The 15,976-nt window shown below is 34.3% G+C and carries 13 protein-coding genes; 8 read left to right on the top strand and 5 right to left on the bottom strand.

Going from position 1 to position 15,976, the window contains the following annotated elements; genetic code table 11:
- Positions 1-51 precede the first annotated feature (51 nt).
- The 4 genes from lptE to miaB form a co-directional block, all read right to left on the bottom strand.
- Positions 52-555 carry an LptE family protein gene (gene lptE, locus GIY83_RS15620; protein ID WP_194618653.1) on the bottom strand — a complete coding sequence of 168 codons (504 nt, stop codon included), beginning with the start codon at positions 553-555 and terminating at the stop codon, positions 52-54.
- 156 nt (positions 556-711) lie between these two features.
- A complete protein-coding gene (locus GIY83_RS15615) occupies positions 712-1,965 on the bottom strand; it encodes a sigma-54-dependent Fis family transcriptional regulator (RefSeq protein WP_208682426.1) in 1,254 nt (417 codons plus the stop codon).
- 131 nt (positions 1,966-2,096) lie between these two features.
- Positions 2,097-2,417 (bottom strand): GxxExxY protein, encoded by a 321-nt coding sequence (locus tag GIY83_RS15610; protein WP_229029118.1) that lies wholly within the window; start codon positions 2,415-2,417, stop codon positions 2,097-2,099.
- Positions 2,418-2,549: 132 nt separating this feature from the next.
- Positions 2,550-3,995, bottom strand: coding sequence for a tRNA (N6-isopentenyl adenosine(37)-C2)-methylthiotransferase MiaB (gene miaB, locus GIY83_RS15605; RefSeq protein ID WP_208682424.1), 1,446 nt, complete (start codon positions 3,993-3,995; stop codon positions 2,550-2,552).
- Positions 3,996-4,479: 484 nt separating this feature from the next.
- Here miaB and topA point away from each other — a divergent pair, with 484 nt between their 5' ends.
- The 8 genes from topA to GIY83_RS15565 all read left to right on the top strand — a co-directional run bounded on the left by topA (position 4,480) and on the right by GIY83_RS15565 (position 15,578).
- The gene (topA, locus tag GIY83_RS15600) at positions 4,480-6,996 is read left to right on the top strand and encodes a type I DNA topoisomerase (RefSeq protein WP_208682422.1); all 2,517 of its coding nucleotides are present in this window, start codon (positions 4,480-4,482) and stop codon (positions 6,994-6,996) included.
- Positions 6,997-6,999: 3 nt separating this feature from the next.
- The gene (locus GIY83_RS15595; RefSeq protein ID WP_194618645.1) at positions 7,000-8,151 is read left to right on the top strand and encodes a formimidoylglutamase; all 1,152 of its coding nucleotides are present in this window, start codon (positions 7,000-7,002) and stop codon (positions 8,149-8,151) included.
- Positions 8,152-8,414: 263 nt separating this feature from the next.
- Positions 8,415-9,815 carry a gliding motility lipoprotein GldK gene (gene gldK / locus GIY83_RS15590; protein WP_194618643.1) on the top strand — a complete coding sequence of 467 codons (1,401 nt, stop codon included), beginning with the start codon at positions 8,415-8,417 and terminating at the stop codon, positions 9,813-9,815.
- Between the two features lie 60 nt (positions 9,816-9,875).
- On the top strand, positions 9,876-10,511 hold the full coding sequence (gene gldL, locus GIY83_RS15585; protein ID WP_208682420.1) for a gliding motility protein GldL: 636 nt from the start codon (positions 9,876-9,878) through the stop codon (positions 10,509-10,511).
- 52 nt (positions 10,512-10,563) lie between these two features.
- On the top strand, positions 10,564-12,105 hold the full coding sequence (gene gldM, locus GIY83_RS15580; protein ID WP_208682418.1) for a gliding motility protein GldM: 1,542 nt from the start codon (positions 10,564-10,566) through the stop codon (positions 12,103-12,105).
- 45 nt (positions 12,106-12,150) lie between these two features.
- Positions 12,151-13,140 carry a gliding motility protein GldN gene (gene gldN / locus GIY83_RS15575; RefSeq protein WP_194618628.1) on the top strand — a complete coding sequence of 330 codons (990 nt, stop codon included), beginning with the start codon at positions 12,151-12,153 and terminating at the stop codon, positions 13,138-13,140.
- 297 nt (positions 13,141-13,437) lie between these two features.
- Positions 13,438-14,427, top strand: coding sequence for a gliding motility protein GldN (gene gldN, locus GIY83_RS15570; protein WP_208682416.1), 990 nt, complete (start codon positions 13,438-13,440; stop codon positions 14,425-14,427).
- 77 nt (positions 14,428-14,504) lie between these two features.
- Positions 14,505-15,578, top strand: coding sequence for an FAD-binding oxidoreductase (locus GIY83_RS15565; RefSeq protein WP_208682414.1), 1,074 nt, complete (start codon positions 14,505-14,507; stop codon positions 15,576-15,578).
- Here GIY83_RS15565 and GIY83_RS15560 read toward each other — a convergent pair.
- Positions 15,559-15,942 (bottom strand): DUF983 domain-containing protein, encoded by a 384-nt coding sequence (locus tag GIY83_RS15560; RefSeq protein WP_208682412.1) that lies wholly within the window; start codon positions 15,940-15,942, stop codon positions 15,559-15,561. The two genes, GIY83_RS15565 and GIY83_RS15560, sit on opposite strands and share 20 nt — an antisense overlap.
- Positions 15,943-15,976 lie beyond the last annotated feature (34 nt).

The raw sequence follows: 15,976 nt of genomic DNA, 5'->3' as shown, positions 1-15,976 counted from the left end.
CGTTTTTTTTGTTTAACTGTTTAATCGTTTAAAAGAATCGATTAAACAATTTTACCATTTAGCTAATGAATCATTAAAAATATCCTGCGTGATTCTTTCAAAAATAGCCTGAAGGGCAGTATTTAAAGTGGCACCTGTTGGTAAACCGGTTCCAGGGAAATCATAATAGAATTCGAATGGTTTCTCGAAATCATCTGTTTCTTTATTTTTATTGGTAAACCTAACATTTATACGAATCGTTAAACGGTTTTGAGCCGCTTGCTGATCTGCAGTTGCTGTCATTGGAGTGGTTCTGTAATCTACAATTTCTCCTTCGTAAACTAAGTCACCACTATTGCTTACTAAGTTTAAATTGGTCTGATTTTGAATTAAATCCTGTAAAGCCAGTGTAAAGGTTCTGTCAATTCCCGGTTCAATCAAATCAGCATTATTCTGGAAAAAGTTAACCTGAAATGTTTTAGCATCGATTTTTCCTGTTCCTGTAAAATTGTAAGGCCCACAGCCGCTTAGCATAAAAAGGCTCATTAAAGCTAATAGAGAATATATTTTTTTCATAAAATCAGTGTAGTTGTAAAATTCCAATTTTTTTCAAATATAACAATTTGGACCCGAGCGCTGGCGAACTGCTAAGTAATTTGGGATTTATTTTTTAATATTTAACTTTTTAAAAGTTGGAATTTGGTATTTAAAAAAATTGGGATTTATATATTTTTATAAATCGAATTGTTTAATTTTTCTGTATAAAGTACGTTCAGAGATGCCTAATTCATCAGCGGCAGCTTTTCGCTTTCCTTTGTTTTTTTCTAATGATTTTTTGATCATTTCGATTTCTTTTTGTTCTAAACGTAAAACCTCTTCTTCTTCAATGGTTTCAGCAAACAAATAATTGTCGTCCTGCATCTGATAATTATCTTCGCGCGTTGCAGGCGCCATAACAGCGGTTCTTGGTTCTTCTTCAAAATCAATTTCGCTTTCGTTTTCCTGCGAGCCGTATATCTTCTGAATCAAATTAGGGTTGATGTCCTGGACTTTTGTACCGTTTTTCATCAATTCCAGAGTAAGTTTCTTTAGGTCATTAAGATCGCTTTTCATATCAAAAAGGACTTTGTATAAAATGTCTCTTTCGGTACTAAAATCACTTTCTTTTTTCTTATCGCTAATTACAGACGGTAAATTAGTGCCTTCAGTTGGTAAATACGATTGTAAAGTGGCAAGTGTAATATCGCGATTGGTTTCTAAAACAGATATTTGTTCGGCTACATTTCGCAGCTGACGAATATTTCCGTTCCATCTGAATTTTTGCAAAAGCTGAACCGCATCATCGTCTAGTTTTAACGGTGGCATTTTATATTTATGTGCAAAATCGGCAACAAATTTTCTAAACAATAAATGGATGTCTTCGTTTCTTTCTCGCAAAGGCGGTAGGGTAATTTCGACAGTTGTCAAACGATAATATAAATCCTCACGGAATTTTCCCTTTTCAATTGCATTGAATAAGTTTACGTTTGTAGCGGCCACAATTCTCACATTTGTTTTTTGAACCTGAGACGAACCTACTTTTATAAATTCACCATTTTCAAGTACACGAAGCAAACGAACCTGAGTTGTCAGTGGTAATTCACCCACTTCATCCAGGAAAATAGTTCCGCCATCGGCTACTTCAAAATAACCTTCACGTGTACTTGTAGCTCCTGTAAAAGCGCCTTTTTCGTGACCAAAAAGTTCACTATCGATAGTTCCTTCCGGAATTGCACCACAGTTTACGGCAATATATTTACCATGCTTTCTGTGCGAAAGCGAATGGATTATTCTTGGAATATTTTCTTTACCAACACCACTTTCCCCAGTTACCATTACCGAAATATCAGTAGGAGCAACCTGAATGGCTTTTTCGATGGCGCGATTTAATTTCGGATCATTTCCAATAATTTCAAATCGCTGTTTTATTGCTTGAACTGTTTCCATGTATGTTTTGTTTCAAGTTTTATTTGTTTCAGGTTTCAAGTTACGCAATGTATACGAGTCTTAAAACCACAAATAATATTTTTATTTTTTATGCCACAGATTAAAATGATTAACACAGATTCTTTTAATTTTTATAAAACATATCTTTTATGTTGAAGCGATTTTGTTTGGAAATTGACAAGAAGTCCAACTTCTGAATTTGATAATTTTATATAATTTAAAATCTGGGCAATATGTTCATTTGAAAATTCTTTTACTGCTTTAACCTCTAAAACTATGTCTTCATTAATTATACAATCAGCATAAAATTTATGAGGTAAGATTCTACCTTTATATTCAATTGAATATTCTTTTTCTCTTTCAAAAGAAATATTGTTTCTAAATTCTATTTCTAAAGCATCTTTGTAAATTACTTCTAAAAGATCTGGTCCAAGATTTGGATGGACTTCCATACAAATTCCTATAAGCTTGTAAGTCTGAGCTTCTCTATAATGTTGCTTAATTAATTTTTATCACAACTTAAAAGTAAGAAAAGTAATGTATAAAATCATTTTGATCCTTTTAATCTGTGGCAAAAAAAAACTTTAATTCATGCTGCTCAATCCAACCGCTTCACCTTTCAGAGTTCCACTAGTACAACTTGTGATTTTTACGTTTACAAAATCCCCAATCTTATAATTCTCTTTTGGGAAAACCACCGTAATACTCTGAGAATTTCTTCCTGAGAATTCTTCGGTTGACTTCTTAGACACTTTTTCTACTAAAACCTCTACAATTTGTCCCACATATTGCTCACTACGAAACCAGGCATGTTTTTGTTGTAAATCCACAATTTCCTGTAATCTTCTGGCTTTGGTTTCTTCCGGAACATCATCCTGCATTTTTCTTCCTGCCAGAGTTCCAGGACGTTCAGAATACGAATACATATAACCGAAGTTATATTTCACATATTCCATCAAGCTCATGGTGTCCTGGTGATCTTGTTCAGTTTCTGTTGGGAAACCGGCAATCATATCTTGCGAAATCGAAGCATTCGGAATAATTGTTCTGATTTTGTCAATCAAAGTCATATATTCTTCACGGGTATGCAAACGATTCATTTCTTTTAGAATTCTATCGCTTCCCGATTGAACCGGTAAGTGAATGTGTTTGCAGATATTTGGATATTTGGCAATCACGTGCAAAACACTTTCGTGCATATCCTGCGGATTAGAAGTCGAAAAACGAATACGCATTTTAGGGAATCCAATAGCAACCATTTCAAGTAATTGATCAAAATCAACAGCAGTTGCTTTTTGCATATCCGATGCATTTACGAAATCTTTTTTCAAACCGCCACCATACCAAAGATAACTATCAACGTTTTGCCCTAAAAGCGTAATTTCCTTAAAACCTTTGTCCCACAAATCCTGAATTTCGTTGATGATACTCTGAGGCTCACGACTACGTTCACGTCCGCGTGTAAAAGGCACAACACAAAACGTACACATATTATCGCAGCCACGAGTGATCGAAACCAAAGCTGTAATTCCGTTGCTCATCAAACGAACCGGCGAAATATCTCCGTAGGTTTCCTCTTTGGATAAAATTACATTAATGGCGTCGCGGCCCTCTTCAACTTCTGCCAATAAATTAGGTAAATCTTTGTAAGCATCAGGACCAACAACAAGGTCGACTATTTTTTCTTCCTCCAAAAACTGACTTTTCAAACGTTCGGCCATACAGCCCAAAACGCCCACTTTCATTTTTGGGTTAATACGTTTTACCGCATTGTATTTCTCCAGACGCTTACGAATAGTCTGTTCGGCCTTATCCCGAATCGAGCAGGTATTTACCAGGACTAAATCGGCGTCTTCAAGAGTTTGTGTAGTATTATATCCGTTTATTGATAAAATAGAAGCTACAACTTCACTGTCCGAAAAATTCATCGCACAACCGTAACTCTCTATAAAAAGTTTTTTAGTATTCTCAGGTTTATTTTCTAAAACAAGACTTTCGCCCTGTTTGCTTTCTTCAATAATCTTTTCCATTGTATAATTTCAAAGTGCAAAGATAACGCAAATGTGATCAATGTGACAAGATGGCAGAGAAAAGATTTTAGATTTTAGAATTCAGATTTTAGATTGTTGGAAGCGACAAAGAATAAGAGAATTTAAAATCTAAAATATTTTAAAGCTATTTCCAGCTTTCCATTACATCCCGATAGCTATCGGGACATAAAAAGCACAAATTTTCTAATGTTTTCAAAAGAGATTCCGTTGGTCGCTTTTTTAAAACAAGAAACTTTTGCATTTTTTATTGCGGGCTTTTCACTACAATCCGTGCTATTAATATTGGGTAAAAAAGAATATTTGGTGGTCATAAACCTATAAAAGTTATACCTATATATATAATAGATAGCAATACAGATAAATCTGTAATTTTAAGAATCATAATACTAAAATAACTCAAAAATCAATTCGCGAGGCTGATATTTAAAAAAAATAGATACTTTTGTTGCAGAAAAATAGAGCAATGGCAAAGAATTTAGTAATAGTGGAGTCACCTGCAAAGGCGAAAACGATAGAGAAATTTTTAGGAAGTGATTTTCAGGTAGAGTCAAGTTATGGTCACATAGCCGACTTGCCATCAAAGGAAATTGGTGTAGATGTAGAGAATGGTTTTAAGCCTAAATACGAAGTTTCTCCGGATAAAAAAGCCCTGGTAAGTAAATTAAAGACACTATCTAAGAATGCCGAAATGGTTTGGTTAGCAAGCGATGAGGACCGCGAGGGGGAGGCTATTTCATGGCATCTGGCGGAAGAATTAAAATTGGATGTTAAAAAAACCAAACGAATTGTTTTTCATGAGATTACAAAATCTGCGATTCTTAAAGCAATCGAAAATCCAAGAGAAATAGATTATAATTTAGTAAACGCACAACAAGCACGTCGAGTATTAGACCGTTTAGTAGGTTATGAGTTATCTCCTGTTTTATGGAGGAAAATTAAAGGAGGATTATCAGCTGGTCGTGTACAATCAGTTTCAGTGCGTTTGATTGTAGAGAGAGAACGCGAGATTCAAAACTTTAATGCAGTTGCAAGTTATTCTATCGTAGCAGAATTTGTAAATGAGGCTGGAAAATCTTTCAAAGCCAAATTGCCAAAAAACTTCAATACAAAAAAAGAAGCCGAAGATTTTTTAAGACAAAACATCGGATCAAAATATAAGGTAGCTGATTTAGAAACTAAACCTACCAAAAAATCACCAACAGCACCTTTTACAACTTCGACTTTGCAACAAGAAGCAGCGAGAAAATTGTATTTGCCAGTTGGAATCACCATGCAGCTTGCACAACGTTTATACGAGGCTGGACTTATTACTTATATGAGAACAGATAGTGTGAATCTTTCTAAAGATGCAATGGATGCCGCTGAAGCTGAAATCATAAAATCATACGGAAAAGAATTTTCAAAACCGAGAGTTTTTGCCAACAAAAGTAAAGGAGCTCAGGAAGCGCACGAAGCAATTCGTCCTACTGATATGTCGCGTCACACGGTAAATATTGACCGTGACCAGGCTCGTTTGTATGATTTGATCTGGAAAAGAACATTGGCATCTCAAATGAGTGATGCGCAACTTGAAAGAACAAACGTAAAAATTGAAGCCAATAATCACAGCGAAATTTTTACAGCTTCAGGAGAAGTTTTACTTTTCGAAGGATTCTTGAAAGTTTACCTAGAAGGACATGATGATGATGAGGAAGAACAAGAAGGAATGTTGCCGGCATTAAAAGTAAACGAAAAATTAGTTAACAACTATATCACGGCAACAGAGAGGTATTCAAGACCTCCGGCTCGTTACACAGAGGCTTCTTTGGTAAAAAAATTAGAAGAATTAGGAATTGGTCGTCCCTCTACGTATGCGCCAACTATTTCTACTATCATCAATAGAAATTATGTTGAAAAAGGAACTCTTGAAGGTCAGCAACGTAATTATACTCAACTTACTTTGCAAGCAGATAAAGTTGATGAAAAGCTGTTGAAAGAAAATACAGGTTCTGATAAAGGGAAATTAGTTCCAACAGATATCGGGACAATCGTTACAGATTTCTTAGTGAAGAATTTCGGGAATATCTTAGATTATAACTTCACTGCAAAAGTAGAACAGGATTTTGATGAAATTGCCGAAGGAAATATCGACTGGGCAATCATGATGCAGGAGTTCTACAATAAATTTCACCCAAATGTAAAAGAGGTTGAAGCAAATGCAGAACGTGAAAGCGGAGAAAGAATCCTGGGGAAAGATGCTGAAGGAAGACAAGTTTCTGTTCGTTTAGGAAAATTTGGACCAATGGCTCAAATTGGAGAAGCAGATGACGAAGATAAAAAGTTTGCCAGTTTAATGGCAGATCAAAACATTGGGAATATTACCCTTGAAGAAGCATTGAATTTATTTTTATTGCCTAAAAACTTAGGTGAATATAAAGGAGAAGAAGTAGAGGTAAGTAATGGTCGTTATGGTCCTTATGTACGTCACGGAAGTGTATTTATTTCTTTACCAAAAGGAGAAGATCCGTTAAGTCTTTCTAAGGAAAGAGCGCAGGAATTAATCGATGAAAAAGCAATTGCCGATGCTCCGATTGCCGTTTACAAAGGCGAAGGTGTTCAAAAAGGTGTAGGGCGTTTTGGTCCGTTCATCAAATGGAACGGTATTTTCATTAACGTAAGTAAAAAATACAATTTCGATAATTTATCTCAACAGGAAATCGAGGAATTAATTGAGGATAAATTACAGAAAAATATAGATAAAGTACTCCACAATTGGGAGGACGAAGGAATTTTGGTTGAAAAAGCACGTTGGGGGCGCTCGGTAATTACAAAAGGTAAAATCAAAATTGAACTAAGTAAAGATGTTGATGCAACAAAATTGACACTGACCCAAGTTCAGGAAATGATTGCGGCTAAAACACCGGCAAAAAAGACACCAGCAAAAAAAGCAACAACCGCTAAGAAAGCTCCAGCTAAAAAAACAGCTGCTAAAAAGAAATAATAAATGGAATTTGATTTTCTAGAACCAGTTAATGACGGAATTTTAAAATTCATTAATTCATTGTCTTCACAAGAATTGGGAAGCAAAATTGTTTTGCATACACAGGATCAGTTTCCTGATATTAGTAAAATTACAATTGCAATTGTAGGTGTTTTAGAAGATCGCCGTAATAGCAATGTGATTAATGAGGTTAATTTGAATGCAGTTCGTAAGAAACTGTATAATATGTTTCCCGGTAATTGGGATGCATCGATTGCTGACTTAGGAGATATTCTTGCAGGGGATTCTGTAGAGGATACTTATTTTGCTTTAAAAAAGGTAACTTCTACCTTAATTAAGAATAAAGTGATTCCTATAGTTATAGGAGGTTCACAGGATTTGACCTATGCATTATACCGTGCATATGATGATTTAGAGCAAATGGTAAACATGGTTGCTGTAGATAATAAGTTTGACTTTGGTAAAGAAAACGAAACGGTTTCGGCTAATTCTTATCTGACTAAAATTATTATCGATGAGCCAAATAATCTTTTTAATTACTGTAATATAGGATATCAAACCTATTACAATTCTCAGGAAGAAATCGATTTGATCGAAAAATTGTTTTTTGATGCCTATCGTTTAGGGGAAATTTCCAGTAAAATTGCATTGGCAGAGCCCGTTTTTAGAGATGCTGATTTGGTAAGCATTGATCTTAATTCAGTAAAATCATCAGCGTCAGCTAACATGGTTTCTTTTGAGCCAAACGGATTCAACGGAAAAGAAATATGTTCATTGGCCAGATATGCCGGAATTAGTGATAAAGTTTCCTGTTTTGGAGTTTTTAATCATCATAGTACAGCGCCGGAAGCAGCTATTATTGCACAAATAGTGTGGTATTTTATCGAAGGGTATCATTATCGATCAAAAGAATATCCTTTTGGTAGTCGGGCAACGTATTTAAAATATATTGTTCCTCTTGAAGATGAAGAATTAGTTTTCTATAAAAGTGATAAAACAGATCGTTGGTGGATCGAAATTCCGTTCGAATCAAATGGTCATAATAAATTGAAAAGAAATACGTTATTACCGTGTTCGTACGACGAGTATTTGAGCGCTTGTAATCAGGAATTGCCTGAAAGATGGTGGAAAGCACAACGAAAAAACGCTTTATAGAGTAAAATTTAAGCGAAAATTGTGGTTTTTTTTGAGTTTTTTAAAAATGTTAAAATATATTAGTAAGAAAATAAATATAAAGTATAAAATTTAACGTTTTACGTCGATTTTTTCTGTTAGTTTATCGATGAAATATTTTTTTTTTATTTTATTTAACATTATTTTTGAACGGTAAAATAAATTTCGCAACTAGTATTGTTTTTTAGATAAATAATAAATACGTTTACGGACTTATAATAATGAATAGATAATCCCAAATTTATATGAAGAAGTTTATTGCATTTGCAGCAATGTTAACACTGGTAATTGGCTGTGGTAAGTCAGGAGACAAAGGTGAGTTAGTTGGTGTTACAGGAGGGAAATGGCATCCTGAAAAACCTTATGGAATGACGTTAGTTCCAGGTGGATCTTTTATTATGGGTAAATCAGATGCTGATTTAGCTAATGTTGAAGATGCTCCGACTAAAACAGTAACGGTTCGTTCATTCTATATGGATGAAACAGAAATTACTAACAGCGAGTACCGTCAGTTTGTAGAATGGGTAAAAGATTCTACAATGAGAGTTCGTTTAGCAATCTTAGCTGATGAAACAGGACAAAAATCTACTGGTGATAAAGGTAAAAAAGGTGGAAGTATTGCAGATTATGCATTTAATGATTCAGAGCCGGACAAAATGACGGCATATGATAAATATATGTATGATAACTACTATAGTGTAGGAACAAAAGATGATCCGTATGCTGGTAGAAAATTAAACAAAAAAGTGAAGTTAATTAAAGATACTAAAGCTTATCCGGATGAGTATTATGCTGAGGTAATGGACTCTATGTATTTGCCAATTGAAGAATCATATAATGGTTTAAGAACAATTGATGTAAATAAATTGAAATTCCGTTATTCTTGGATGGATATTCAGGCTGCTGCAAAAGCCAAAGTTGGAAAAAGAAAAGACTTCGTTAAAACAGAACAAGTAAGCGTTTACCCTGATACAACAGTTTGGATTAAAGATTTCGCTTATTCTTATAATGAGCCAATGCACAATGATTATTTCTGGCACAAAGCTTACGGAGATTATCCTGTAGTTGGTGTAACATGGAAACAAGCAAAAGCATTTTGTGCTTGGAGAACTTTAAACAAAAACAGCTATATCAAATCTAAGAAAAAAGGACGTGATTTAGTAAATGCATTCAGATTGCCAACCGAGGCAGAATGGGAGTATGCTGCAAGAGGAGGTCTGGAATCTGCAACTTATCCTTGGGGTGGTCCTTATACTAAAAGTGACAGAGGTTGTTTCTTAGCAAACTTTAAACCTAGTAGAGGAGATTATGCTGCAGATGAAGCTTTATATACAGTTGAGGCTAAATCATACGAAGTAAACGGTTACGGATTATACAACATGGCAGGAAACGTTTCAGAGTGGACAGATTCAGCATATAATCCAAATGCATACGAATATGTTTCTACAATGAATCCTAACGTAATTGACGGAAACAACCAAAGAAAAGTGGTTCGTGGAGGTTCTTGGAAAGATGTTGCTTATTTCCTACAGGTAAGTACTCGTGACCACGAATATGCAGATTCAGCAAGAAGTTATATTGGTTTTAGAACTGTACAAGATTACATGGGAACTCAAACAACAGGAAGCGGAAAAAAAAGTAAATAATAATTAAATTCAAATAACCAAATCAAATCTATTTTAAATTAAAACCTAAAAAAAAGTATTATGGCATTATTAAGTAAAAAAACAATGAATTTCGCTTATGGTATGGGAGCGGCAGTAGTAATCATCGGTGCACTTTTCAAGTTGCAACACTGGCAAGGTGCTAGTATCATGTTGATTATTGGTCTTGGTGTAGAGGCGTTTATTTTTGCATTGTCTGCTTTTGATCCTGTTGATGATGAATTAGACTGGACTCTTGTTTACCCAGAATTAGCTAACGGTCAGGCTAGAAAAAAAGCTGACAAAGTTGAAGCTCCAGCTGATGCTCAAGGATTATTGTCACAAAAATTAGATGTAATGTTGAAAGAAGCTAAAATTGACGGTGAGTTAATGGCAAGCTTAGGAAACAGCATCAAAAATTTCGAAGGAGCTGCAAAAGCAATTTCTCCAACAGTAGATTCTATTGCAGGACAAAAGAAATATGCTGAAGAAATGTCTATGGCCGCTGCACAAATGGAATCATTGAACAGTTTATACAAAGTACAATTAGAAAGTGCTTCAAGAAATGCACAAGCAAACAGCGAAATTGCTGAAAATGCTTCTAAATTAAAAGAACAAATGCAATCTATGACTGCAAACATTGCTTCATTAAACAGTGTTTACGGTGGTATGCTTTCTGCAATGAGTAACAAAGGATAATTAGTTTTTGACTATTATATTAAATTTATTAATAAAGAACTAATTAGAAAAAATGGCAGGAGGAAAATTAACCCCTAGACAGAAGATGGTGAACCTGATGTATCTGGTTTTCATCGCAATGTTAGCAATGAATATGTCAAAAGAAGTTTTATCTGCTTTTGGCTTAATGAATGAAAAATTCGAAAGCGCAAATAAATCATCAGAAGAAAGTAACGCTTCAATGCTTACTTCTTTAGATCAAAAAGCTGCTGAAGCAAAAGGAGAGTTTGTTAAAGCTTCTGAAACAGCACATAAAGTTGAAGGAATTACAAAAGATTTTTACGCTTATATTGGTACTTTAAAAACAGACGTTGTTAAAGGATTTGAAGCAGATAAAGAGACAGGTAAATTACCTTACGAAGCTATGGATAAAGGAGATAATATCGATGGTTGGTTTAAAGGAGAAGGATATAGCGCTAAGGGAACTGAAATTATCTCTAAAATTGAAAAGTATAAAGCTGATATTAAAGCTGCTTTAGGAACTGACAAAAAATATTCTGCAATTGTTGCAGAGATTGAGAAAAAATTTGATGTTTCTGATGTAAAAAATAAAGATGGAGTAAAAGATAAATATTTATCTTACCACTTTAAAGGATTTCCTGCTGTAGCTTCGGTTGCAAAACTTTCAGCTTGGCAAAATGATGTTAAAAAAGCAGAATCTGATGTATACAGTGCTGCTTTAGGAAAAGCGGCTGTAGCTGCTGCTTCTTATAGCAATTATCAGGCAATTGTTGTTTTAGATAAAAATGCTTACTTCCAAGGAGAAAAAGTAACAGGTAAAGTAGTTTTAGGTCGTTATGACGAAAACACAAAACCAACTTCTTTCCAAGGTCCTGGACAAATTGTTAACGGACAAGCTGTTATTTCATTAACTGCAGGTGGAGTAGGTGAACAAAGTATTAATGGACAATTTACATTCTTAGAAGACGGTAAAAATATTCCGCTTAAATTTGCCGGAAATTACGTTGTAGTACCAAGACCAAACTCTGCTACTATTTCTGCTGATAAAATGAATGTTGTTTATAGAGGTGTAGTTAACCCAATCTCTGTATCATTCGCTGGTGTTGCTGACAACAAAGTTGTTGCAAGTGCTCCGGGATTATCTTCTGCTGGGAAACCAGGGAAATATAACATGAATCCGGGTTCTGGTAATGAAGCTACAATTGCCGTTACAGGTACATTACCAAACGGAGATAAAGTTACAGATAAGAAAACATTTAGAATTAAAGGTATTCCTGGACCAACTGGTACAATTAGAGGAGAACAAGGTGTTGTTAAAGGACCTAAATCTAACTTAGAAGTTGCTACTATTGGAGCTAAATTAAATGACTTTGATTTTGAGGTTGGTTTAGATGTTGTTGGATTTAATATGAAAATTGCTGGACAGCCTACTGTTGTTGTTTCTGGTAACAGATTAAATGCACAATGTAAACAAGTACTTTCAAGAGCTGGAAAAGGAGATCAGGTTACTATTTCTGAAATTAAAACTAAACTTGTTGGAGCTGGTAGTTACTTATTGCCAAGAACTGCTCCGGTAATTTTCGAAATACTATAATAAAAGTAGGTAAACCTACATTCAATATTTTATAATAATACCACGATGAAAGTAAGAAATTTTTTAATAGCTATTGTTTCTATCGCTGGAGGTTTTTCTTCTTATGCGCAATCTAATTTGCTAAATGCGAAAACACCTGCTCAGATAGGACTTAAAACACCTGCGCAACTTATCTCAGATAACGATAAACCTTTGGCTTATGGTTATGTAGATGATAGAGACATCTTGATGGGAAAAACGACTTGGGAAATCATTGATTTAAATGAAAAAATCAATTTTCCAATGTACTTTCCAGTAGATACGGCTAATATTGGTTCTGATAGACGTTCTCTTTACGACGTTTTGACGAAAGCTGTTAAAAACGGCAGAATAACTGAAGTATATAGCGACAGTTATTTCAATACTAAAAAATCTTTGAAAGACATTCAAGGTGCATTATCTCGTATTGATACAACAGATGCTGGTAGAGAGTTAATCAACCAATATCCGGATGACTACAAATCACGTGTTGTGAAGAAAAAAGTAGTTACTGGTACTGGTAAGAAGAAAGTTGTTTCTTATGTTGAGGAAACAGTTGGTCCAACAAGATCTGTTCCGGCTGAGTATATCCTGAAACAAGACTTAACAGCAGCTGATGTTACACAATATAAAATTAAAGGATACTGGTATTTTGACAAACGTCAGAGTGAACTGAAATATCGTTTACTAGGAATTTGTCCTGTAACCCCGGATGTTTATACAATGAATAGTGACGAGAAAGATTATATCGAGTTATTTTGGGTTTTCTTCCCTAATGCAAGAGAAGCATTACATGAAGCAAAAGCATTTAACGACAGTAACTCTGCACTTCCAATTTCATTCGATCAGATCTTAAATTCAAGACGTTTTAACGCAGTTCTTTACAAAGAAGAAAACTTGTACGGAGATCGTGAGATCAAAGAGTATATGAAAGATAACGCACAAAACCAATTGTTAGAATCTGAAAGAGTAAAAGAGAAGATTCGTAACTTCGAACAAGATATGTGGAACTACTAAGTATCTAAAATACATTATATAAAAAGCTCTTATTGCCTTGGCAGTAGGAGCTTTTTTATTGGACCTAATTGGCCTTTGTAATGATTTTGCAATTAAGATTTGATAATTGAATATGGAATCTTGTTACATGTTTGATAGTAAGTCGTTTATATCGCATTTTCTTGGTTCGCTTTTATTAGGTGTATCGCTGTTAAATATGAGCTTTTTAGGCCTTAATTATAAAAACTCAGTTAATTGTAGGAAAATAACAATAAAATACAAAATTTTGCGTTAGCTTTGTTACAAAAAATTGTTATGATGAAAGGGAAATTTTTTTTATTGTTTATTGTATTTGTTACAGGAGGTCTTGTTTCAAATGCACAATCGAATCTGCTGAATGCAAAAACAGCTGACCAGATTGGTATAAAGAATGCGGCGCAGCTTATTTCAGACAATGATAAACCATTATCTTATGGTTATGTCGATGACAGAGATGTTTTGATGGGGAAAACAGTATGGGAAATTATTGATTTAAACGAAAAAATCAACTTTCCGTTATATTTTCCTGTAGACACGGCCAATATTGGTGCTGACAGACGCTCGCTTTATGATGTTTTGACAAGAGGTATTAGAAGTGGAAGAATAACTGAAGTGTACAGCGACAGTTATTTTAATACTAAAAAATCTTTAAAAGACATTCAGGGTGCGTTATCCCGAGTAGATACAACAGATGCGGGCAGGGAATTAATTAACCAATATCCGGATGAGTATAGAACTCGTGTGGTAAAGAAAAAAATAGTTACCGGTACAGGTAAAAAGAAGTCTGTTTCTTATATTGATGAAACTGTTGGTCCGACAAGATCGGTTCCGGCAGAATACATCTTAAAACAAGATTTAACTGCTGCTGATGTGACACAATATAAAATAAAAGGATATTGGTATTTTGACAAAAGACAAAGTGATTTAAAATATCGCTTGCTGGGAATTTGCCCAGTTACGCCAGATGTTTATACAATGAATAGTGATGAGAAAGATTATATTGAACTGTTCTGGGTTTTCTTTCCTAATGCGCGGGAAGTATTGCACGAAGGAAAAGCTTTTAATGATAGGAATTCAGCAACTCCAATTTCATTTGATCAAATCTTAAATTCAAGACGTTTTAATGCTATTATCTATAAAGAAGAAAATATGTACGGAGATCGTGAGATTAAAGATTACATGAAAGATAATGCACAAAATCAGTTATTGGAGTCTGAAAGAGTAAAAGAGAAGATTCGTAATTTCGAAGAAGATATGTGGAACTACTAAGTATCTAAATAACATTAAAACAAAAACTCTTAGTACCTTTGTATTAAGAGTTTTTTTTATATTTTATCTTTTTACACATGTTAGATTATTTAATTGTCGGATCCGGATTAGCCGGAATTTCTTTTGCCGAAGTTGCCCTTAAAAACAATAAATCTATTTTAATAGTAGATAATATGTCTCAGGTTTCTTCAAGAGTTGCCGGTGGATTTTATAATCCGGTGATTTTAAAGAGATTTAGCGAAGTATGGAATGCTCAGCAGCAATTGGTTATCATGAATGATTTTTATGATCATATCGAAAAAAAACTCCAAACCAAGTTTAATTTTAAACTTCCAATACTGAGAAAATTTTTCTCTATCGAAGAACAAAACAATTGGTTTGCCGCTTCTGATAAAATAAATCTGGCGCCCTTTTTATCTACAAAAATAATTTCAAAAAAATACAAAGGCATTGATTCTCCGTATGATTATGGCGAAGTTCTGCATACCGGATATGTAGATACCATGTTGCTATTAGATACCTACAGAGAATATCTGCAAGGGAACGATTTGCTATTAAATCAGTTTTTTGATTACGGATATATTGAGTTTTTCGATTTTGGAATTCAATATAAAAATATTCAGGCACGTAATATTGTTTTTGCAGAAGGATTTGGACTGCATAAAAATCCTTTTTTTAATTATTTACCTCTTGATGGTACAAAAGGCGAAATGTTTGTAATAAAAGCTCCGGATTTGGACCTGGATGTTATTATGAATACCAGTGTCTTTATATTGCCATTGGGTAATGATTTGTTCAAAGTAGGAGCTACATACAACTGGGAAGATAAAACCGATTTACCTACAGAGGCAGGAAGACAGGAATTAATCGACCGAATCAAAGAAATTATCAACTGCGATTTCGAGATTGTAGAGCATTACGGAGGAGTTCGTCCTACAGTAAAAGACAGAAGACCCCTGATAGGAACTCATCAAGAGTTTAAATCACTCCACGTTCTTAACGGATTAGGAACAAGAGGAGTGATGCTTGGACCATCAATGGCAAAAGTTTTATATGATTACATCGAAAACCAAATTCCTTTGACTCGTGAAATTGATATTAAAAGATTTCATAAAAGATATCTAAAAAGTCTTATTTCTGACCGGCCTTAGGATCATAAGAAACAAACATATTAATGTATAGATTTCGTGATAGTCGTAAAACAAAAGGAAACAATACGATCAGGGTAATTACTATTGCTATAAATGACTCTTCGATTGTGGCTTTAAAAAACATAAACGAGACAATAAAAGCAGCAATTCCTACTGCAACATTCAATCCGTAACTTACATACATTGCACCATAAAAAAACGAAGGTTCAATTTGATATTTAAATCCACAATGACTGCAATGATCGTTCATTTTGAGAACTTTAGTCAGGTGAAGCGGATTTTTGTCTGAATACATGCTTTCTTTTTGGCATTTTGGACAACTTCCTGTTAAAATACTATTTAGTTTCGATCCTTTTTTTAACATTTGCAAAAAATTAAAATTACCCATTGATTTGGGT

Source organism: Flavobacterium sp. SLB02, from assembly GCF_009664855.1.
In the GTDB taxonomy this organism is placed as follows: domain Bacteria; phylum Bacteroidota; class Bacteroidia; order Flavobacteriales; family Flavobacteriaceae; genus Flavobacterium.
The sequence above is the reverse complement of the archived record's forward strand: the minus strand, read 5'-3'. Positions and strand labels throughout refer to the sequence as shown.

Bases quoted from the DNA above. Each gene is read 5' to 3' on its own strand.
- lptE (WP_194618653.1), bottom strand. From the start codon at position 555: ATGAAAAAAATATATTCTCTATTAGCTTTAATGAGCCTTTTTATGCTA.
- GIY83_RS15615 (WP_208682426.1), bottom strand. From the start codon at position 1,965: ATGGAAACAGTTCAAGCAATAAAACAGCGATTTGAAATTATTGGAAAT.
- GIY83_RS15610 (WP_229029118.1), bottom strand. From the start codon at position 2,417: ATGGAAGTCCATCCAAATCTTGGACCAGATCTTTTAGAAGTAATTTAC.
- miaB (WP_208682424.1), bottom strand. From the start codon at position 3,995: ATGGAAAAGATTATTGAAGAAAGCAAACAGGGCGAAAGTCTTGTTTTA.
- topA (WP_208682422.1), top strand. From the start codon at position 4,480: ATGGCAAAGAATTTAGTAATAGTGGAGTCACCTGCAAAGGCGAAAACG.
- GIY83_RS15595 (WP_194618645.1), top strand. From the start codon at position 7,000: ATGGAATTTGATTTTCTAGAACCAGTTAATGACGGAATTTTAAAATTC.
- gldK (WP_194618643.1), top strand. From the start codon at position 8,415: ATGAAGAAGTTTATTGCATTTGCAGCAATGTTAACACTGGTAATTGGC.
- gldL (WP_208682420.1), top strand. From the start codon at position 9,876: ATGGCATTATTAAGTAAAAAAACAATGAATTTCGCTTATGGTATGGGA.
- gldM (WP_208682418.1), top strand. From the start codon at position 10,564: ATGGCAGGAGGAAAATTAACCCCTAGACAGAAGATGGTGAACCTGATG.
- gldN (WP_194618628.1), top strand. From the start codon at position 12,151: ATGAAAGTAAGAAATTTTTTAATAGCTATTGTTTCTATCGCTGGAGGT.
- gldN (WP_208682416.1), top strand. From the start codon at position 13,438: ATGAAAGGGAAATTTTTTTTATTGTTTATTGTATTTGTTACAGGAGGT.
- GIY83_RS15565 (WP_208682414.1), top strand. From the start codon at position 14,505: ATGTTAGATTATTTAATTGTCGGATCCGGATTAGCCGGAATTTCTTTT.
- GIY83_RS15560 (WP_208682412.1), bottom strand. From the start codon at position 15,942: ATGTTAAAAAAAGGATCGAAACTAAATAGTATTTTAACAGGAAGTTGT.